Annotated in this window: 19 protein-coding genes and 1 pseudogene; 14 read left to right on the top strand and 6 right to left on the bottom strand. The window is 41.1% G+C overall.

What is annotated here, in order from left to right:
* Window positions 1–19 precede the first annotated feature (19 nt).
* Complete coding sequence (locus PQO03_RS21450) at window positions 20–1,183, top strand: D-alanyl-D-alanine carboxypeptidase (protein WP_274153256.1); 1,164 nt, start codon at window positions 20–22, stop codon at window positions 1,181–1,183.
* Entirely contained in the window at window positions 1,173–2,582 is a 1,410-nt protein-coding gene (locus PQO03_RS21455; protein WP_274153257.1) for an MATE family efflux transporter, read from the top strand. The genes PQO03_RS21450 and PQO03_RS21455 overlap by 11 nt, the downstream gene beginning before the upstream one ends.
* 11 nt (window positions 2,583–2,593) lie before the next feature.
* On the opposite strand, the gene hmpA is transcribed toward PQO03_RS21455, so the two are convergent.
* Entirely contained in the window at window positions 2,594–3,748 is a 1,155-nt protein-coding gene (gene hmpA, locus PQO03_RS21460; RefSeq protein WP_274153258.1) for an NO-inducible flavohemoprotein, read from the bottom strand.
* 122 nt (window positions 3,749–3,870) lie between these two features.
* Between hmpA and PQO03_RS21465 the strand changes: the two genes are divergently transcribed.
* The gene (locus PQO03_RS21465) at window positions 3,871–4,269 is read left to right on the top strand and encodes an RrF2 family transcriptional regulator (protein ID WP_274153259.1); all 399 of its coding nucleotides are present in this window, start codon (window positions 3,871–3,873) and stop codon (window positions 4,267–4,269) included.
* Window positions 4,241–4,858 carry a hypothetical protein gene (locus PQO03_RS21470; protein ID WP_274153260.1) on the top strand — a complete coding sequence of 206 codons (618 nt, stop codon included), beginning with the start codon at window positions 4,241–4,243 and terminating at the stop codon, window positions 4,856–4,858. Before PQO03_RS21465 ends, PQO03_RS21470 begins: the two co-directional genes overlap by 29 nt.
* Before the next feature lie 6 nt (window positions 4,859–4,864).
* Here the strand turns inward: PQO03_RS21470 and PQO03_RS21475 are convergent, their stop codons facing one another.
* Window positions 4,865–5,341, bottom strand: coding sequence for a hypothetical protein (locus PQO03_RS21475; protein WP_274153261.1), 477 nt, complete (start codon window positions 5,339–5,341; stop codon window positions 4,865–4,867).
* A gap of 49 nt (window positions 5,342–5,390) precedes the next feature.
* Between PQO03_RS21475 and PQO03_RS21480 the strand changes: the two genes are divergently transcribed.
* The 3 genes from PQO03_RS21480 to PQO03_RS21490 are packed head-to-tail and all read left to right on the top strand — an operon-like array spanning window position 5,391 to window position 8,822.
* Window positions 5,391–6,116 (top strand): succinate dehydrogenase cytochrome b subunit, encoded by a 726-nt coding sequence (locus tag PQO03_RS21480; RefSeq protein ID WP_274153262.1) that lies wholly within the window; start codon window positions 5,391–5,393, stop codon window positions 6,114–6,116.
* A gap of 1 nt (window position 6,117) precedes the next feature.
* On the top strand, window positions 6,118–8,052 hold the full coding sequence (locus PQO03_RS21485; protein WP_274153263.1) for a fumarate reductase/succinate dehydrogenase flavoprotein subunit: 1,935 nt from the start codon (window positions 6,118–6,120) through the stop codon (window positions 8,050–8,052).
* Window positions 8,052–8,822 (top strand): succinate dehydrogenase/fumarate reductase iron-sulfur subunit, encoded by a 771-nt coding sequence (locus PQO03_RS21490; protein ID WP_274153264.1) that lies wholly within the window; start codon window positions 8,052–8,054, stop codon window positions 8,820–8,822. The genes PQO03_RS21485 and PQO03_RS21490 overlap by 1 nt, the downstream gene beginning before the upstream one ends.
* 268 nt (window positions 8,823–9,090) lie before the next feature.
* On the opposite strand, the gene PQO03_RS21495 is transcribed toward PQO03_RS21490, so the two are convergent.
* Window positions 9,091–10,935, bottom strand: coding sequence for a DUF2062 domain-containing protein (locus PQO03_RS21495; RefSeq protein ID WP_274153265.1), 1,845 nt, complete (start codon window positions 10,933–10,935; stop codon window positions 9,091–9,093).
* Between the two features lie 14 nt (window positions 10,936–10,949).
* A complete protein-coding gene (rsgA, locus tag PQO03_RS21500; RefSeq protein WP_274153266.1) occupies window positions 10,950–12,152 on the bottom strand; it encodes a ribosome small subunit-dependent GTPase A in 1,203 nt (400 codons plus the stop codon).
* Between the two features lie 346 nt (window positions 12,153–12,498).
* On the opposite strand from rsgA, the gene lpxC reads away from it, so the two are divergent.
* The 6 genes and pseudogenes from lpxC to PQO03_RS21530 form a co-directional block, all read left to right on the top strand.
* On the top strand, window positions 12,499–13,347 hold the full coding sequence (gene lpxC / locus PQO03_RS21505) for a UDP-3-O-acyl-N-acetylglucosamine deacetylase (RefSeq protein WP_274153267.1): 849 nt from the start codon (window positions 12,499–12,501) through the stop codon (window positions 13,345–13,347).
* Window positions 13,348–13,349: 2 nt separating this feature from the next.
* Window positions 13,350–14,279, top strand: a complete 930-nt coding sequence (fabZ, locus tag PQO03_RS21510; RefSeq protein ID WP_274153268.1) for a 3-hydroxyacyl-ACP dehydratase FabZ — start codon at window positions 13,350–13,352, stop codon at window positions 14,277–14,279.
* Window positions 14,280–14,281: 2 nt separating this feature from the next.
* Window positions 14,282–15,067 carry an acyl-ACP--UDP-N-acetylglucosamine O-acyltransferase gene (gene lpxA / locus PQO03_RS21515; RefSeq protein ID WP_274153269.1) on the top strand — a complete coding sequence of 262 codons (786 nt, stop codon included), beginning with the start codon at window positions 14,282–14,284 and terminating at the stop codon, window positions 15,065–15,067.
* Between the two features lie 10 nt (window positions 15,068–15,077).
* Window positions 15,078–15,974, top strand: coding sequence for a glycosyltransferase family protein (locus tag PQO03_RS21520; RefSeq protein WP_274153270.1), 897 nt, complete (start codon window positions 15,078–15,080; stop codon window positions 15,972–15,974).
* The gene (locus PQO03_RS21525; protein WP_274153271.1) at window positions 15,975–16,460 is read left to right on the top strand and encodes a CYTH domain-containing protein; all 486 of its coding nucleotides are present in this window, start codon (window positions 15,975–15,977) and stop codon (window positions 16,458–16,460) included.
* 83 nt (window positions 16,461–16,543) lie between these two features.
* Window positions 16,544–16,834: pseudogene (locus tag PQO03_RS21530) on the top strand (peptide chain release factor family protein); the annotation flags it as partial.
* A gap of 1 nt (window position 16,835) precedes the next feature.
* Here the strand turns inward: PQO03_RS21530 and rluF are convergent.
* Both rluF and PQO03_RS21540 read right to left on the bottom strand, forming a co-directional pair.
* The gene (gene rluF, locus PQO03_RS21535; protein ID WP_274153273.1) at window positions 16,836–17,762 is read right to left on the bottom strand and encodes a 23S rRNA pseudouridine(2604) synthase RluF; all 927 of its coding nucleotides are present in this window, start codon (window positions 17,760–17,762) and stop codon (window positions 16,836–16,838) included.
* 65 nt (window positions 17,763–17,827) lie between these two features.
* The gene (locus PQO03_RS21540) at window positions 17,828–18,883 is read right to left on the bottom strand and encodes a hypothetical protein (RefSeq protein WP_274153274.1); all 1,056 of its coding nucleotides are present in this window, start codon (window positions 18,881–18,883) and stop codon (window positions 17,828–17,830) included.
* 102 nt (window positions 18,884–18,985) lie between these two features.
* On the opposite strand from PQO03_RS21540, the gene PQO03_RS21545 reads away from it, so the two are divergent.
* Window positions 18,986–19,558, top strand: coding sequence for a sugar O-acetyltransferase (locus PQO03_RS21545; protein ID WP_274153275.1), 573 nt, complete (start codon window positions 18,986–18,988; stop codon window positions 19,556–19,558).
* The last annotated feature ends 68 nt before the right edge of the window (window positions 19,559–19,626 follow it).

Raw genomic sequence — 19,626 nt, forward strand, 5'->3', positions numbered from 1 at the left:
CTACCGGGCGCTTTCTTTTATGCTGACTTACTGTGTTACAGATTCAAACGGTCGTGTGCTCCTCGAGCACAATCCCGAACAAGCTCTCCTACCGGCCTCTAACATAAAGCTTTTCACTTGTGCCATGGCACTAGAATCTTTTGATGCTGACGCCCCTCCCTCGCAAAAACTTCGAGTCCTAAGTACCCCACGTCAGCTCACCATAGAATTTAAAGGCAACCTTTTTTTCTCTTGCCGTTATCAAGGTAGAGATATCCTCTCTCGCCGAATCGATCAACTAGCCGACGCGATCAAAGCTCATGGGCAAACAGAATTCGAATCACTCTACATCACTTGCCCTACTGATTACTTAAACCCTTTAGCACACTACCCTTGTGTATCTTTTGTTTCCTTTAACGAAAATACTCTTGATCTAGAAATTTCTCATGGAGAAGCCCTTTCTACTCCTCTAGAACAACGTGAATTTTCACTTGTCCCCGATAAATCTCTTAAAGAACAAGTTCGCAAAGGTTCGAGAATTAGCTATAACCCCACCCAGAATTCTCTTGATTATTGGCGCCTAGAAGGAGATAATTGGACTCCTGATATTCTGCTTTGCGAACTTCGCAAAAGAGGAATATCCATCAAAAAATTAAGTAAGATAGCAGATCACGAGGCACAGCAACTAGCTAGCTTTCAGGATCCCGTACTGACTTCTCAGCTGCTTCATTCTAGCCTTTGCCACAGCGATAATTTCCGTGCGGAAATGCTGGGTCTACATTTGCGCTATTCGCAACAAAAGACCGACCTTCAACAATGCCTGCAAACTCTCTCCGATAAAATTGGACTCACGCAAACTTTTATGGCAGATGGCTCAGGACTTAGTCGAGATAACCACACTTCTACACGAGATATTTGTCGACTCCTCAATTATATGTCTCAACATAGGCAGAGTCCTACTTGGATGAATTCCCTCGCAATTTCTGGCATTTCCGGAACGCTACAAAATGCGATAAGCTACCCTATTGCTAAAGGTAAATTCATTGGCAAAACAGGCACACTCCGCGACGCCCGAGCGCTCAGTGGTTATTATACCAATAAAAATGGTCGCGTCTTCACCGTCTCAGTACTTCAAAATAATGAAGACTGCAGTACTTTCAGCTCCATGCTAAAACAAATACTCAGCGATATAGATGAAAAATAATACCCTCCTAACAGATGGCCCTATTGCAAAAGCTATTGCATCCATAGCCATCCCCATGTTAATCATGATGCTTACTGCCGTCTGCTTTTCATGGTTAGACGCATGGTACATTGCTAAGTTAGGTGAAACTGAACTAACAGCCATCGATATTGCTTTCCCGCTCATCACTTTCTCCAGCTCCATAATCTATGGAGGCTTAGGTACAGGCGTCAGCGCGGCCATCGCTGCATATTCCAGTGCAAAAAAAGACTTACACACTGCCGCAGGACTTCGCTATGGTATGATAATTGCACTTATCACTTCAGCACTAATCAGTCTCGCTATCATTTTCTTTGGTGAGGCTCTACTACAACGCCAACTGTCTGGCAAGCCCGAAGTTATCCTACTTGCAAATCAATACTGCTTTTGGTACTACCTCTTTTTTCCTCTCATGGGGATTGGAGCCGTTCTCGCCTCGGCAATGCGCGGTACCGGCAATGCTGTTCGACCTATGATTTATAGTCTTATAGCCATGTTCGTTAATGCTGTACTTACGCCTTTACTCTCTTACGAATCCAGCGGACATTGGTATTCTGAACTCTTCCTCGATATGGGTATAAAGGGTGCCGCGCTCTCAACTGTGGCCTCATACTCCTTGATGACGCTGCTACTCGCCTTTGATTTTATCCATGAAAGACAAGGACTCAAAAAGAATACGCAAACACTCCCCGTTACTGAACAGCAGAAGGTACTAAAACGCATTTTATATACCAGTTCTATTGCTGCATTAGTGCCCGCATGTACCAATTTCACCATTGGAATATCTCAAGCTCTTCTCGCTTCTCGTGGCCCAGAAATACTCGATGCTTACTCACTCTCCAAGCGTTTTGAACAATTTTTAATTATGCTTGCCATCCCCCTATGCGCAGCAAACATGATCATCATTAGCGCCAACTTGGGAAAGAAAAACTATTCGCGAATCAAGCAATCATTTATTTTCTCATCTAAAATAATGTTAGGACTTAGTTCTCTAGCTGCCTTATTTATGTTTTTTCAAAGTTCCGCTTGGTTCTCATCCTTTTCACAAAACGAGCTCATTCACAGCGAAGGTCATAAATATTTTCAATTTGCGGCTCTACACATCATTCTACTCCCTCTATGTATCATGCTCAATTTTGCTTTCCAGGGACTTTCACAAGCCGCAAAACCACTGCCCTACACACTAGGATCGGTCTTTCTATTTCAAGCCCTGGGTTGTTACCTATTGATTAGTAATAATAAATCAACTGAAAGCTTCTATTTATCCCTCAGCTTAGGTACCAGTTTAGCTTTCATTTTCTGCTTGAGAAAATTTTTCCACTCCCTACAATACCTAGAAACAAAAAAGGCCGAGACTCTCACAAGTCTCGACCAAAATTAAGCGAAAATATTTTATTCGCTAATTGTATCTGAAGGGCCGAAATATTCATAGTGAATATTCTCTTCTGCCACTCCCCAGTCTTTCAGTGATTTATATAATGCTTTCATCATCGTTGCGGGGCCACAAATATAAAAATCCGTTTCCTTCACTCCATCACAGGCTTCTTGAAGTTGCTCAAGACCAATTCTCTTATTATCCTCAGTAAAGAATGTTTTTACTGAAAAATTACTTTTTTGCGTCAGTTCTTTAATTTCATTTTCAAAAGCTAATTCTGATTGGTTTTGTGTTCCATGTAAAAAGCTCACACTTCGAGAAGAATTAGTCTTGGAAAGTTTGTGTAACATACTGAGCATCGGCGTTAAACCCACTCCGCCAGATACTAAAACTATTGGTCTTGAGTTGGAATCTAATTTGAATACGCCATAAGGAGCATTGAGCTTTACTGTATCGCCTTCTTTGATTTCATTGTGAAGATGAGTCGAGAACATTCCGTCTTTTTTTACTGATATACGTAGCGATTCACCACCCCAATCAGAAAGTGAATAATTACGAACTATGTTACCTTCACCCGGTATTTCTAGTTTAATACTAATATATTGCCCTGCATCATATGAAATCACAGGCGTCCCATCAGCCGCTTCAAAATAAAATGAAGTCACACTCGCAGATTCTTTAACTTTTTTTGCTACTTTGAATTCTTTGTAACCATTCCAACCGCCAGCTTTCTCTGCGGTTTTCGCATATTTAGCTTTCTCTACACCAATGAGTATATCTGCGAGGAATCCGTAAGCTTCACCCCACGCATCCGCAACCTCTGGTGTAACTGCATCGCCAAGTACTTCTGCTATTGCCGCGAGTAAACATTCACCGACTATCGGATAATGTTCCGGTAAAATATTTAGGGACGCATGGCGCTCAGTGATGCCATCAACTGCACCCGCAAGAGCACCCAGATTTTCAATATTCATCGCATATGCAACTACTGCATTTGCCAAAGCCTGTTGCTGTTTTCCTGCTTTCTGATGAGTTTGATTAAAAAACTCTTTTACCATAGGGTAACGCTCGAACATGATTTTATAAAAAGTGGTCGTTATTTTTTCAGCGTTCGCTCCAACTACCGGGGTAGTCGCCTTAACTATATCAATTGTCGTCTGTGATAATGCCATTTATCTTTCCTTTAGTTAAAATATTGTCGCATCGATTTAAACATTACTTTCTTAGTTAAGTTTAAAACTAAATTGTATTTGCATACATTCAAATTATAGTTTTAAAAAACATAGAAGATTTTATGAGATTAAATTTAAAGACAGACTACGCCTTACGCATTCTACTTCATGCCGCGAAGAACCAGGGATCTTTAATAACCTCAACAGAAGTTGCTAAAGTATACAACATCACCCAAGCTAACTCGACGCAAATTGTTAATACCCTTAAGAAAAAAGGCTACTTAATCGTAAAACGAGGTCGCTATGGAGGAGGTTTCACCTTAGCCGCGCCTCCGGAGGAAATGCGCATTGGTAACATCATAAAAGACATTGAACCAGATCTCAATTTAGTTCAATGTTTCAATAAAGAAAAAAATAATTGTCCCATTATTGATAATTGTAAATTAGCTGGACTTATGTATTCTGGGTTAAACGCTTTTTTGGATAAAATGAATGAACAGACTCTGGCCGATATTATTTAGCTTCACTTATTTCTGTGCTTGTATCAACAAGCCTGAAGTTGAAGTTTTGAACGCAAATCAACTTCAAATTAGCCAAGATGCTTTCAAAGTTGTCTATCAAAAAAGTGATGGCGGTTATTTAGGACTGGCACTTTTTTCCGACAAACATGCATTTACGAGCCTAAAAGACTCGTTCCCGAATAGTGAAAAGAATTTTCGATTGAGCCCTAGTAGCGATATTCATGATACTGAATCTATCATATCAAGAACATTTCATTCCGATCCCAAACTCAGTGTCAGCAGATCTTTTCTTCTCAAAGAAAATACTCTAGAGTTAAACTGGCACTTCAAAAACACTTCTCAGCAAACTATTAATGGCCAGTTTCGAATTAGTCTTCAACTTCCTGTGAAAGCTAAAATCATCAAAAAAACTGTGTCCACACAAGTCGATCTCGCAAATGGAGTACGATTTCAGTTTGAGCATTCAAGTAGATTAGGATTTAAACTAAATAAGCAAGAGCTTATAATATTTGATAAAGCGCATCGCGCTATTCAAGCCTCTCATCGTGATTCAGAAAAAATCCGCATCCATTTTGCCTTAGCAAAATAATCGGAACTATTTTCTTTCTGCCGCTAATTCGGCACTACTTTTATTAATGCCGATGGGGAATTGCTGATTCAAACGGAATAATTTAAGACGACTCAAGGTTTCATCACTACAGCCAATTACCATAAATTGGCAATCTCGCTCATCAGCAATTTTGAATAGATACTTAATATAGGCAAAGGCGGCACTGCATAAAGAACCTGCATTGAATAAGTCCAATGTCATTTGTTCCCATTCCCCAAAAGCATCAAAACCTACCGCTAAATCTTTTTGTAAAGATTCGAGCTGCCTTAAGCCTAAGTCACCTTCAATCTGAATAAAAAAAATCTTGTTATCAACTAGTACCATGTTGTCTTTATTCGCCTCAGTTTTTAACGTTTTACTAACTGTATACTTGCTGACAAAAAAAAACAGGGTACTTACGTAAGTTTTAACGCTATTTTTTACAAAATCGGTAATTTTTACGCGTTGAAATAAGTATGACACGACACATATTTGAGCGCGACTTAATTTAATTAAATAAAGAGAAATAAAAATGAGTAAATGCAAGTGCAGATTTATCTCCTCAACCATTGGGATGAAAGTCCTTATGGCTGCTACGGGCCTCCTTCTCACAGGCTTCTTAGTAACACACCTTGCCGGTAACTTCCTGCTTCTTCCTAAAATTGGAGGCCCTGCGGCTTTCAATGATTATGCCTACAAACTCACTTCTATGGGTCCCGTTCTTTGGGCTGCTGAATTTGGCCTCTTAGCACTTTTCTGTATTCACATCTTTTGCGCGATTCGCACAAAAATGCTTAGTGCTGCGGCTCGTGGATCAGAATATGTTGTAAGAAAAACTCACGGTGAAAGCACTCTCTCCTCTCGCTTTATGGTTCACACTGGCGGAGTTATTCTCGTCTTCCTCATTCTCCACTTGGTCACTTTCAAGTTTGGTACTGAGTATACACAAGAAGCCACTGCTACTTCGCCACAAATGAGAGACCTCTATAAAACTGTTGTGGAGCTTTTTGCCAATAAACTTTATTCCGCTTACTACATCGTTTCTATGATTCTTCTTGGTTTTCACTTAAAGCACGGTTTCCAAAGTGCTTTTCAAACATTGGGCCTTAACCACCCTAGATACACTCCCTTTATCAAAAAAACAGCATTGGCTCTAGCGCTTATTTTTGCTGTCGGTTACTCAATCTTCCCCGTCTACTTTGGTTTTATTAATCCAGTAGATTGCTCGTCAACAAGCTGTACTGTAGGAGCTAAGTAATATGGAACTCAACGGAAATGTACCTGAAGGCGATCTGAAGAATTTATGGGAAAAACATAAATTCAATATGAAATTGGTTAACCCTGCGAATCGCCGTAAATTCAAAGCTATCGTCGTAGGATCTGGTCTTGCTGGCTCATCGGCAGCCGCTTCACTTGCAGAAATGGGCTACAATGTCGATTGCTTCTGTATCCAAGATAGCCCACGCCGTGCTCACTCAATTGCAGCACAGGGTGGCATCAACTCTTCAAAGTCTTACCCTAATGATGGTGACAGCGTTCACCGCCTCTTTTACGATACTGTAAAAGGTGGAGATTACCGTGCTCGTGAAGCGAACGTTCACCGTTTAGCTGAAGTCTCAGGTAACATCATTGATCAATGTGTAGCTCAAGGCGTTCCTTTTGCTCGCGAATACTCTGGCTACCTCGCCAATCGCTCATTTGGTGGTGCTCAAGTATCACGTACTTTCTATGCGAAAGGCCAAACGGGCCAACAGCTCCTCCTCGGCGCTTACAGTGCTTTAAGTCGTCAGATCAAATCTGGCCAAGTCACTATGCACACTCGTTCTGAAATGCTCGACTTAGTTATGGTTGACGGCAAAGCCAAAGGTATCATCACTCGTAACTTACTTAATGGTGCTATCGAACGTCACGCCGCAGACGTAGTTATTCTTTGTACAGGTGGATATGGTAATGTTTTCTATCTCTCCACTAATGCAATGGGCTCAAATGTAACAGCTGCTTGGCGTGCACACAAACGTGGTGCTTACTTCGCAAATCCTTGTTACACACAGATTCACCCAACTTGTATTCCTGTTCACGGCGAGAATCAGTCCAAACTCACTTTGATGTCCGAATCACTCCGTAACGACGGCCGTGTTTGGGTTCCGCGCAAAAAAGAAGATGTGGCAGCTATCCGTCAGGGCACAAAAACTGCCAAAGATATTGCCGACGCTGATCGCTACTACTACCTAGAAGAGCGTTACCCTGCATTTGGTAACCTCGTTCCTCGTGATGTTGCTTCTCGTGGAGCTAAACTTGAATGTGATAATGGCCTAGGTGTTAATGACACTGGCGAAGCCGTTTTCCTTGATTTCAGTGTTGCAATCGAGCGTGATGGTTACGAAGCTATTAAAGCTAAATATGGTAACCTCTTTGATATGTATCAGTGCATTACTGCTGACTCACCTTACGATGTTCCAATGAAAATTTATCCGGCAATTCACTATACCATGGGTGGCCTCTGGGTTGACTATAACCTGATGTCTAACCTCGATGGTTTATTCGTTCTTGGTGAAGCCAACTTCTCTGATCACGGCGCCAACCGCCTCGGTGCCTCTGCACTTATGCAGGGTCTTTCAGACGGTTACTTTGTGGCTCCTCATACAGTCTCTAACTACCTTGCTTCCAATAAGCAGGAAGCTGTTAGTACTGACATGCCTGAGTTCGAAGCTGCTGAAAACGAAGTTAACGAAACAAGTCAACGTTTACTCGACATCAACGGCAAGCAATCTGTGGATGATTTCCATAAACGCTTAGGTAAAATGATGTGGCAGCACTGTGGCATGGCTCGTAACGAAGCCGGTCTTGGCAAACTCATCACTGATGTAGCTGATCTTCGTAAAGAATTCTGGACTGACGTTTCTGTCGTAGGCGAAAAAGGTGATTTAAACATTACTCTAGAGAAAGCTGGCCGCGTTGCCGACTTCCTTGAACTCGGTGAACTCATGGCTCGCGATGCTCTAGCTCGTAAAGAATCCTGCGGTGGTCACTTCCGTGAAGAATCACAAACTGATGATAACGAAGCGAAGCGCGACGACGAAAACTTCCAGCACGTAGCTGCTTGGGGATTCAAAGGCGTCGACAATGAACCTGAACGCCATACCGAAGCACTTGATTTTAAACATTGCATACCATCACAAAGGAGTTACAAATAATGAGCTCTCAAGGAAAATTACTCAATCTCACACTCAAGATCTGGCGTCAAAAATCACGTACAGAGAAGGGCTATATCGAAACTCACGAAATGTCGGGTATATCCACTGAGATTTCTTTCTTAGAAATGCTCGATACTTTAAATGACCAACTCGAACGTGCTGGCTCAGCTCCCATTGTATTTGACCATGATTGTCGCGAAGGTATCTGCGGTATGTGCTCACTCTACATTAATGGACAGCCTCACGGACCTGCAAAAGCTACGACTACTTGCCAGCTTCACATGCGTGAATTCAAAGATGGCGAAACTGTTTTCATTGAACCTTGGCGTTCATCAGCTTTCCCTGTAGTACGTGACCTCATGGTTGATCGTTCATCTTTTGACCGTATCATCCAATCTGGTGGCTATACTTCTATCAAAACTGGCTCAGCTCCAGATGCCCATGCGACTCCCATTCCAAAGGAAGATGCGGACCTCGCAATGGATGCCGCTACTTGTATCGGTTGTGGCGCCTGTGTAGCTGCTTGTAAGAATGCTTCTGCAAGTCTCTTTACTTCAGCTAAAATCTCTCAGCTAGCACTTCTTCCACAAGGCCAAGTCGAGCGTACAGATCGTGCCCTCAATATGGTTGCACAAATGGATGAAGAAGGTTTTGGTCACTGCACAAACGAAAGTGAATGCGAAGCGGCCTGCCCTAAAGAAATTTCAGTAGAAAACATTGCTCGCATGAATCGTGAGTACCTAAGAGCTTCTGTAGTTTCTCGCAAGTAAAGTAAGTTTTACTTAGCACAAAAAAATCCTCGGTTTTTACCGGGGATTTTTTTTTGCTTAAACACTATTCCTTATGATCTCATCATAGGAGTTCATCATCGTGTTGCTTAACCTGATCAGTACTGCACCTCCTCCTCTTCTAATATTTAATATTAGTCCTCATATCGTACTGAATTTATTTTACACTGTTCACAAGTAAGCAAACTTACTGAGCACAAAAAATCCCCGGTAAACCGAGGATTTCTCCTTGATCAAATCTTATTAACGCTTAACGACCGAAGAGGCCTTTTAGCTTATCATCGAGTTTCTCTTTAGCTTTATCAAGTTTCTCATCAGCCTTTTTACGGACCTTCTCTTCTGCTTTCTTTTTCTCAGCATCGAGTTTTTTCTTGACGAGCTTTTTGCCCGAGCTAAGCAAAGCTTCTTGAACGCGCTTTAAAAGTAACTCATAATCAATTTTAAGCTTCGGTTGATCCCAAGACCCCAAGAACTCACCTTTAACATCTAGTGACTCCATCGCATTTAAAATCTCTTCCGCATCTTGTTCTTCCAAGCCTAAGACTTTTTTACCTGGACGAACATCTACATTCAGATTCCGTATTTTAAGTAAGAAAGGTAAATTAAGGCTCTGAGCTGTGAATGTTCCATCCAGATCAAAATTCATATCACCACCGCGAAGTATGGCTGCCGTATCTTCACCAAAGTCAATATCTTCTTTTCTCTGTAAATCACTCACTTTTACAGTCAAAGTATTTTGAGCATTTAACTGATGAACATTGAGTACAGATTTTGCTTCAATATTATTACCATCACTTAGATTTGCCAAGACGGGCTTGCCGACGATCACTGGATGACTACTCAAATCAGAAATATCTAAGGTATACGCACGGTCGTCTGACTTAATGTCATTCACCGAAGTTTTCTTCACATGCCACGCTGCAGTTTTTTGATAAAGCTCACTAGCTCTCAAATTTAAGAAACCTAACTTTTCCGCCTGAAGACGTAAATCTGCTTTTGTAACTTTCACAGGTTTGTTCTCTGCTTTTGCTTCCGCACTCTGCTCTTGTTTATCTAGATAATCTTTAAGCTTATCGTAGTACTCACGATACTTCCCCGCTTTATCTAAATAAGTATTAAGGTCGAATTCGCCTTCTTTATCTTCTTGTTTCGCTTTATCGTCTTTGTCTGATTTTTCATCTTCATCCTGATAATCTTTACCTGGACTTTTGCGGAGCACGCCAAACTCTACTGTATCTACCTTTAAAAGCTCCACTACTGCACGACTTCTCAATAAATCTGACATCTGTACATCCAATGCAATATCTTGAATCTGAACAGCATTTTTAGTTAGATCAGAACTGTCAGTGAATTCAATACCCTTCATCACTAGAGTGCCCTTACTCATAGAGAACTCTAATTCATTGATATTAACTTCAGCGCCATTCGCACGTGTTAATTGTTTTTCGAGCTGAGATTTCATTATATTTTGAAGTAGAAACATCTCTAATACGAACAAAACTAAGGCGACAAAAACGATTAAGCCCAAACCCATAGGTCGAAAGAATGGATGTTTTTTATCCTCTTGATCGTCTTTACTTGGTAGTTTACCACCAAAAGCTACAAACAATAAAAGCTTGACCCACCACTTATTATTCAGCTCCTGCATTTTGTCACTACCCTCAAGCTTAAATAAACGCTCACGAGTTGAAACTACCGTCTTACCTAAAAATACACCTATTGCTAGACCAAGAATTGTACCTAGACTTACACCACCCACTAGGCAATAACTATCTAAACCCATCCAAGCCACCAAGGCCGTATTGTGTAAACTTGTAAATAAACCCTGTAAGCTAGAAATCAGTACATAACCAATTTCAAAAGTAACAGATGAAAGCCCAAAGCAAGCTAAGGTACCAAAAAGCAAGCCCATGATCATAAAACCAAAGTTCGCATTGAGTAATAAAACCACAAATAACATGATAAATTGACTCAAATTAAAACCGGGAATAAAACCCCACATCATTCCTAACATAAAACCAAGCGTAATTTCGCGCGTTGTTGCGCCACCTCGTAAAATTTTGCCTATCTTCCTCAATAACTTTAACGTAAACATTTCCAATCCTTTTTTTATGTATCACTCTTTGGCAAAGTATCCAAAATTCTTAAATAACTGTCATAACGACGTTCATAAATCTCATCCTTTTCTACCGCATCTAAAACGGTACAACCCAACTCATGAATGTGCTGACAATTATTAAACTTACAACTCTCTAATCCCTCGAATTCAGGGAAGTAAAATTTTAATTCGTCCTTGTTTATCTCCATTAAATTAAACTCTCTGAAACCCGGAGTGTCAATTATATAGAGATCATCTTCTTCTAAATAGTGAAAAGTAGACATCACAGTTGTATGTCGACCGCGACCTCCTGCCTTCTCTCTTGTCTCCTGCGTTTTTATATCGAGACCAGGACTGATAGTATTCAACAAGGATGATTTACCCACACCACTCGTCCCAACAAAAACGGACTTCTTACCTTTCAAAAAGAGTTTAAGTTCATCAATCCCGAGATCTTCCTCTGCAGAGACTTCAAAAATCGTCACACCGAGCTTGCGGTAGTAATCCAACTCCTTGAGGACTTTTTCTTTATCTTTAAATTCCAAGTCCATTTTATTGAGGCAAAGCACAAAGTCCGCGCCACTTTGACGCGCGCCAATCAAAACTCGATCAATAAAATAGGGATTGAAAGCGGGGCTATCCAAGGAAGACACCATGCAAACGTAATCAATATTGACCGCGATCACGCGTTCCAGTTTGGGTCTTAGTGGATCCGGTCGTGAAAATATACTCTTCCTTTTCGCTATACGCTCAACTAAAGCATTGCCGTCACCCTTCATCGAATAAAATATTTCTTCTCCTACTGAAACACCTGTCTTCTGTAACATCGCCAGTTCAGATTTTAAGGAGAAGGTCATTTCTCCATGTGAGCCCCTCACTATTCCTCCACCGCGAGAAATACTTTTCACCACACCTTGGAAAAGTTCTCGCTCCGAAACTTTATCTAAGGTATTCATCGAATCCGCAAGCTCCATAGCTTTGCGCGTCCAATCTTCTAAGCCATCCGATTTTTGCTGAGGCATGCGCGACGCGCTCTTACCTGAGTGGTCACGACCCCGTTCTAAATTACGTTTCCAGTCTCCACGATCGCTACGTTTCATCTTGTGCGCTTTCCGCAAACGAGCTGCAGAACTTAAGATTTCCATCTTCTGTTCATCGCTCAAATTTTCGAAGCGTTCAAGGTGATTTTGCTTTTGTTTTTTCTTTTTGGCCATATGTCTCTTTTGGTATTAATTATATTTTAAAATAAATTACCAAAAGTTAAACTCAAGGGGTTTAACATGATCTTTACTGCTTTAGCTCTTACTTAGCCTTAAATGACACCGCTACCCCCATCTGCAAAAACTCTAATCACCTCATGAGAGCTAATAACATTTCGAAAGTACGGGATACCACTTTCTAAACTCGCTTAGCCAAAGTGATCTCTATATTCATACTCTCCATTTATTATGCTATAACTTGGTATGAGCCCCATCGATGATTAAAATTCTTGCTCTGCCGTGAAATAAAGGTAAGTTCTCGTATATTGTGCGATCATAAAATTTAATTTTGGATCGCACTTTGAACCCAGATAAACAACATACAATTGAAAAATCAGCCTCCTTAACCGGCATAGCTCTGCATACTGGTCATAGAGCTCGACTGACTTTTCAGCCAGCACCCATTAATACTGGAGTTATCTTTCGGCGTATGGATTTGCCTGGCAAACCAGAAGTTCATGCCATTGGTACAAATGTAACAGAAGTCATGCGCGGTACAACGATTGAAGATGGCCCTGCAGTTATCCACACAGTTGAACACGTTTTGGCCGCACTTATGAGCCGTGGCATCGATAACATCTATGTAGAGATGGACCGTCCTGAACCCCCTATTGCTGATGGGAGTTCAATGCCTTTTTTAAATATATTAAAAGAAGCAGGACGCATCGAACAAGACGCTGTTCGTGAATATTTCACCATCGACGAAGTCCAAACTATTGAGATGGAGCACGCTTTAATTACTGTTGTTCCAGATGATAAATTTCGTATCTCCTGCACGGTAAAATACGATCAATCTATTCTCGACACCCAATACCTTTCCATGACTGTCACCGAAAAATCTTTCGAAACAGATCTTTCCGAAGCCCGAACTTTCTGTTCATATTTTGAACTCGAACACCTCATGAAAGCCGGACTTATCCGTGGTGGCAGCCTCGATAATGCCACTGTTATTCACGGCGGTACAATTTATTCAAAAGATGGCCTACGCTTTGACGACGAATTCGTCCGTCACAAAATGCTCGATATTGTAGGGGATTTCTCCTTACTTGGCAAACCTTTAAAAGCCCATATCATTGCCGCCAAACCTGGTCACCCCTCAAATGTCACCATGGTACAAAAAATGCTTAAACTTACATCAGGAACTAAATAAACATGTCAAAAATCATTTCTTATCCAGAACTCTTCGAACTCATTCCTCAACGTTTCCCTGCTCTCCTTGTTGATCGTATCGAAGTCTGCGACGAAGCCGGTAAATACTTAGCTTTAAAAAATGTTACCGTTAATGAGCATTATTTTGTCGGCCACTTTCCTGACAACCCTATTATGCCTGGTGTCCTACAATTGGCAGCCGTAGCACAAGCTGCTGGTGCAGCTTTTAAGCTTGAAGGTGGCACTGGCACTCCATGGGTAAGAAAAATCAAAAAGATGCGCTTCAAAAACCCCGTCCTTCCCGGTGATCAACTCATCATTGACTTGACCATTACTGATGTAACTGAAAAATCCGCTGAGATCAACGCCATTGCTAGAAATGCTCATGGTAAAGTCTGCAGTATCGTTACTCTCACTTTAGGCACACTCGAATGTACACCTTTTGTACCAACAGAACTATGCCCTGTACCTCTTCCTGAATTTGCTGAATACAAAGAAAAAGTCATGGATACAAATGCGATCTCCGCAAGTATTCCACACCGTTTCCCCTTTCAGTTTATCGACAATGTTATTTACATGGAAGATATGCACATCGTCGGTGAAAAGTTAGTCAGTATCAATGAACCTTACTCGCAAAACTATATTCCTCCTTCGCCAGTTCTTCCCGTTTCAGTTCTTACCGAAACTTGTGCTCAACTTGGCTGTGTTTACATGCTCGCTCAGCCTGAAAACAAAAATAAAATCGGCCTATTTGTTTCTATTGAAGATGCAGAATTTTTCCGCCCTGCAGTTCCAGGTGATCTATTGACCATTGACTTCAGACTCGCTTTCCTCAAATCTCGTCTTGGGCGTGGTGTTTGTAAAGTTTACTGTGGCTCGGAAATCATATGTGAACTCACCATGGCTTTTGCTCTTGTAGACAAGGAAGCATAGAAATGGCCTCCGATATTCACCCACAAGCTTTTGTTCACCCTGATGCAAAAATTGGTGACAACTGCAAAATCGGCCCTTTTTGTACCATCAGTGAAAATGCTGTGATTGGTGATAACTGCTATTTACAGTCCCACGTTGTCATTGATGGCAACACAAAAATTGGCGATAACTGCAAAATCTATGCCTTTGCCTCCATTGGTTCACAATCTCAAGATTTAAAATTCAAAGAAGGCAATGTCACTTACACCGAAGTTGGCGACAATACTATTATTCGCGAGTATGTGACTATCCATTCTGGTACAGATGATGGCACCATCACAAAAGTGGGCTCTAACTGTGCTTTACTCGCACTCTCTCACGTCGGCCACAACACCATTGTTGGTGATCATGTTGTCCTCAGTCATAATGCCACCTTAGCCGGTCACGTTATAGTCGATGACCACGTAGTTATCTCTGGCTTATCAGCGATTCATCAATTCTGTAAAGTGGGTAAAAATTCTTTTGTGGCAGGTATGGCACGAGTCGTTCAAGATGTACTACCTTACACTATCTGCGAAGGCTCCCCGGGAGGATGTAGAATTATCAATAAAATTGGTATGGAAAGATCTGGCTACGACAAAGAGGATGTACGCGCCGCACTGGAAGCCTATAAAATTATTTTCAAGCGGAAACTGACCTTAGATCAAGCCGTCGAACAGCTAAACGAGATGAAGTCTGATAAATCCGTCATTAAAAACATCGTCGAATTCTGTAAAAATTCTGAACGCGGCTTAGCTCGTCCACAATAAAGGATATTAAATGCATAAAACTCTCGTCATTCTTGCCGCTGGCATGGGCTCCCGCTATGGTGGCCTAAAACAGCTAGATCAACTCGGCCCCTCAGGCGAAGCTATACTTGAGTATTCAGTCTTTGACGCTCTTCGTGCGGGCTTTAATAAAATCATATTTATCATTCGCCGAGATTTTGCTAAAGAGTTCAAAGAACTCATTGGCCCAAAGTTTAATGATCTTGCTGAAATTGTCTACTGTTATCAAGAGCTCGACCACCTTCCTACAGGTTTTGATTGCCCTAGCGATCGCGAAAAACCCTGGGGTACTGGCCACGCATTATTATCAACTATTGATAACGTAAATCACCCATTCCTAATCATCAATGCCGATGATTTCTATGGCCTCGAAAGCTTTAAACTCGCTTCCAATATGATCGATTCTTGGGAAGATGACTCAAGTACGAAGTGTGGTATTGTCACTTTTGAACTTGCTCAAACCCTTTCTCAAAATGGGACTGTTTCACGCGGTGTTTGTCAAAAATCGAAAGCTAACACCCTCAGTGATATAACAGAGACTCATGGTTTAGCGCTAAAAGCTGACGATATCCTTGATGACCAGGGAAATAAATTCGCCTCAACTACACCCGTTTCTATGAATATGTGGTGCATGTCTGCATCCATGCTTCCTTATTACGAATCTGCTTTCATTAAATTCCTATCAACTCATCTCAACACGCCGAAATCAGAATTTTATATCCCCTCTGTGATTGATGAGCTCATCAAAAACAAAACGATTTCTTGCGATATCGTTGAGAGCCCCTGTAAATGGTTTGGTGTCACTTATAAAGAAGATAAACAAGATGTTATCGACGCACTCCAAGAAGCCGTCGATCAATGTATCTACCCTCCAAGTTTACATATCTAAATGGCGCTAGAAATTGAAAAGAAATTTCTTGTAAAAGGTAAGCCTTGGCTCAATGCCCCAAGCCAAGACTTGCGCCAAGGCTACATTAGTAAAGAGGCTAAAGCCACTGTTCGTGTGCGCATTGCGCAAAATCAGGCATGGCTGACTATCAAAGGCAAGACCCCAGACAATAGTTTTTCCCGATTAGAATGTGAATATAATATCCCTCTAGATGACGCAGAAACCATGCTCACACAACTCGCTTGTTCAGATATTATTTCAAAGACTAGGTATACAATCCAACATGCAGGGTTTGAGTGGACGATTGATGTCTTTGAAGGTGTCAATGACGGTTTAATTTTAGCCGAAATTGAGCTCCCATCAGAGGATACTTTATTCGAACGCCCTGACTGGGCCTACCAAGAAGTCACTTTTGACCATCGCTTTTCCAACTCATCACTTTCGAATTTTCCTTGGAAACAATTTTCTGACGAGTTCAAATCGTGAGTAGCCATTTAGAGAAACTCCCCTTTGGCTACAACATCCCCGCCGAGGATGATGCGCTCTTTAAAGAATGTCAGTTCTCAGCTTTTCGCGCCTCAGGCGCTGGTGGACAACACGTCAATACTACGGACTCTGCCGTACGCCTCGTGCACTTCCCTACAGGTCTCGTCGTTCAATCTTCTGAATCCCGTAGCCAGCACAGAAACCGAGATATATGTCTTAAAAAGTTGCGTCTAGCACTCATTGCTGCCGGCCGTAAAAAGAAAAGGCGGGTCGCCACTCGAAAGAGACGTAATGTTTCAACTCGCGAACGTCAGTATCGCGAAGCCCATAAGCAAAAAAAACAGGCTCGTAAAAAAATCGACCCTGAAGAATAATTTAGCGACGGCCCCGTTTAGGTGCAGATCCCTTTTTTTTACTTGCTGATGAAGAACTTCCGCGTCCCGACTTTGTAGCCGATGGACGTTTTTTTGACGATGAATATTTTTTCGCGGAAGGCGTACTCCCATGACTTGCTTTTGATGGCCTATACTCTTTGCCGCGAGATGAAGAAGGCGCTGCACCTCTTCCCTTATTTTGATCTCGAGAAGCCTCTTGAGTATTGCTTGAACCCGAAATCATTTTATTGATCTCTTCCATTTCTGCCGGACTTAAGTGGCGCCATGTTCCAATCTTTAATTTCCCCAAAGGCACATTCATAATTCGAGTTCGCTGCAGACCCATGACTTTATATCCTAGGTATTCACACATGCGACGAATTTGTCGATTCAGCCCTTGAGTTAAAGTAATTCGAAAAACACAGTTTGCTTCTTTATTTACCTTACACTTATTCGTTACCGTTCCCAAAATGGGGACGCCATTGGACATATTTCTAATGAAGTCATCTTTTATAGGGCGATCTACTAAAACTAAGTATTCTTTTTCGTGGTCATTACCTGCACGAAGAATTTTATTAACTATGTCGCCATCATTCGTCATGAAAATGAGACCATTAGAAAATTTATCTAAGCGCCCAATCGGAAAAATCTTTTCTGGATATTGAATAAAATCAACAATATTGCCCCGTACTGAATTCTCAGTAGTACAAGTAATTCCTTCGGGCTTATTAAAGGCGAGATAAACTCTTTCCTTTTGCCGTTTTACTTTGATTTTTTGGCCATCAGCTTCGACAAAATCATCGTCATTAATTTGCTGGCCTGTGACGCATCTACGTCCATTAACGAGGACCCTGCCCTCTTCGATCAATTTGTCCGCTTCTCGACGAGAACAAAAGCCTGAATCACTGATAAACTTATTGAGTCTCATGAAGCTGAACATCCTTTTATTTACTGAACTTATTAAAGCTCTCAATAATAATGCGATTTAGTTTTTTAACCAGTGGGACTCTCAAGTCTCTTCGGCAACTGTAAGTCACGATCAAAGGGCCGCTCTTCTATCGGAGGTAATACTAGACCCATCTCTTCTTCCATGCATATTCGCTCATCAAAAAATGCGTAATAACGTAAGTTAAGATCTTCTGGATTATCATCTAAATTAACGACATCAATGCGACGAATAATCCCCACATGACCTAAGCTTAAAGATTCGTATTGCTCATCTAACAGCTTTGTCATCACAAGCGTATACAGCTCTCGCCATGATAAATGATCTGTTCGAGTTAAATAAATAGCACAGGCACTTAGTGAGTATATTAAACGCCACCCTTCAAACTCTATTTCTTCATCGCTTATCAAAGTTTCTGGTCGCAAGTCAAAGGGATAAGATACGATAGGCGTCTCCGCTTTTCCATGATTTCTATTAAGCGTATCGCTTTCAAAGTCAATCAACATTTGCAAATCTTGCTCCAAACGTCTCAATTTATCCATATTAAGATCAATAGCTTTATCCACAGCCCTTCCCAAAAGAAGCTGCATTTGATTAATGCGCTTCATCATGACTTCTCGCACTTTATCCGACGAGCTTTGCTCAGCTCTGGATTCTTGCTTTATACGCTCCAAAGATGGCTCAAACTTTAGCCTCTCTACTTTTAGTTGCTCACTATAATTATTAAATTCACCTGCTCTCCATTCCCATAGCTGAGGAGATTGCTGGAATTGAATTTCATTTAATTCTAAAACCACCAAATCAAACTCTTTACTTTTAAAAACTATCCGTAACCCTTCTTCCATGCTGAGTGTAAAATCGAGTAATTTTCCTTCTAGTTTATTTGGATATGTACGGCCACAAATTTGTGCCCTGGGATTATGAAAAATGATACAAGATCCTTCATGAGCACATAAATCTCCCTTGATTTCAAATGAAAGAAAATTTTGCCATCCTGTAAAAAGTAGCTTTCCCCTCACCATTCCTTTTTGGCGATTATCAATCTCACCACAAATCAGATCCTTTCCGTAACTTAATGACATCTCTTTCTCATAAATTATCATATTTAATTGCTAAGCTTTAAAATAGGTATTCAAGTAAAGATATAAATTATAAACAACGACTTTTCTATAAAATAATAAAGAAACTTTTAAGGAATTAATCTAATGACCGAGAAAGAAAAAATGCTTGCAGGCAAACTCTTCGACCCTGCAGATAAAGAACTTTGCCGAGGCAGAGAACGTGCACGACGACTTTGTAGGCAATTTAATCTGTCTACTGAAACAGAAAAAAAACTTCGCCTCAAAATCCTCCAAGATTTATTTCAAACACAAAATACGAGTCTTTGGATAGAACCCGACTTCCGCTGTGATTATGGAGATAATATAAAATTGGGGAAAAACGTCTTTATGAATTTTAGTTGTATCATATTGGATACCGCTACCGTCACATTAGGCGACAATGTACTATTAGGCCCCGGTGTTCATATTTACACTCCCCTTCACCCAATGGATCCTGATGTACGTAGCACTATGATTGAAAGCTCCAAGCCCGTCACTATTAGTGATAATGTCTGGATCGGTGGTGGTGCTATTATTTGCCCCGGAGTAACGATAGGAGCAGGCAGTGTAATTGGGGCGGGCAGTGTCGTCACAAAAAACATTCCTGACAATGTATTAGCAGTCGGTAATCCCTGCCGAGTTATACGTTCTGTAAAAGAAACAGATAAAAAACCATAAAAATATCACCGCTCGTGACAGATCCTTACATACAGCTCCGTATTCTATCATAAGAAAGGAGATTACCG

The organism is Lentisphaera profundi (assembly GCF_028728065.1).
GTDB lineage: Bacteria > Verrucomicrobiota > Lentisphaeria > Lentisphaerales > Lentisphaeraceae > Lentisphaera > Lentisphaera profundi.

What these genes read in the sequence shown, in the direction of transcription:
- PQO03_RS21525 (WP_274153271.1), top strand. Translation starts at nt 15,975, where the DNA reads ATGGCGCTAGAAATTGAAAAGAAATTTCTTGTAAAAGGTAAGCCTTGG.
- rsgA (WP_274153266.1), bottom strand. Translation starts at nt 12,152, where the DNA reads ATGGCCAAAAAGAAAAAACAAAAGCAAAATCACCTTGAACGCTTCGAA.
- PQO03_RS21490 (WP_274153264.1), top strand. Translation starts at nt 8,052, where the DNA reads ATGAGCTCTCAAGGAAAATTACTCAATCTCACACTCAAGATCTGGCGT.
- PQO03_RS21545 (WP_274153275.1), top strand. Translation starts at nt 18,986, where the DNA reads ATGACCGAGAAAGAAAAAATGCTTGCAGGCAAACTCTTCGACCCTGCA.
- PQO03_RS21450 (WP_274153256.1), top strand. Translation starts at nt 20, where the DNA reads ATGCTGACTTACTGTGTTACAGATTCAAACGGTCGTGTGCTCCTCGAG.
- PQO03_RS21520 (WP_274153270.1), top strand. Translation starts at nt 15,078, where the DNA reads ATGCATAAAACTCTCGTCATTCTTGCCGCTGGCATGGGCTCCCGCTAT.
- PQO03_RS21465 (WP_274153259.1), top strand. Translation starts at nt 3,871, where the DNA reads ATGAGATTAAATTTAAAGACAGACTACGCCTTACGCATTCTACTTCAT.
- PQO03_RS21485 (WP_274153263.1), top strand. Translation starts at nt 6,118, where the DNA reads ATGGAACTCAACGGAAATGTACCTGAAGGCGATCTGAAGAATTTATGG.
- PQO03_RS21540 (WP_274153274.1), bottom strand. Translation starts at nt 18,883, where the DNA reads ATGATAATTTATGAGAAAGAGATGTCATTAAGTTACGGAAAGGATCTG.
- PQO03_RS21455 (WP_274153257.1), top strand. Translation starts at nt 1,173, where the DNA reads ATGAAAAATAATACCCTCCTAACAGATGGCCCTATTGCAAAAGCTATT.
- PQO03_RS21495 (WP_274153265.1), bottom strand. Translation starts at nt 10,935, where the DNA reads ATGTTTACGTTAAAGTTATTGAGGAAGATAGGCAAAATTTTACGAGGT.
- PQO03_RS21470 (WP_274153260.1), top strand. Translation starts at nt 4,241, where the DNA reads ATGAACAGACTCTGGCCGATATTATTTAGCTTCACTTATTTCTGTGCT.
- rluF (WP_274153273.1), bottom strand. Translation starts at nt 17,762, where the DNA reads ATGAGACTCAATAAGTTTATCAGTGATTCAGGCTTTTGTTCTCGTCGA.
- lpxA (WP_274153269.1), top strand. Translation starts at nt 14,282, where the DNA reads ATGGCCTCCGATATTCACCCACAAGCTTTTGTTCACCCTGATGCAAAA.
- hmpA (WP_274153258.1), bottom strand. Translation starts at nt 3,748, where the DNA reads ATGGCATTATCACAGACGACAATTGATATAGTTAAGGCGACTACCCCG.
- fabZ (WP_274153268.1), top strand. Translation starts at nt 13,350, where the DNA reads ATGTCAAAAATCATTTCTTATCCAGAACTCTTCGAACTCATTCCTCAA.
- PQO03_RS21480 (WP_274153262.1), top strand. Translation starts at nt 5,391, where the DNA reads ATGAGTAAATGCAAGTGCAGATTTATCTCCTCAACCATTGGGATGAAA.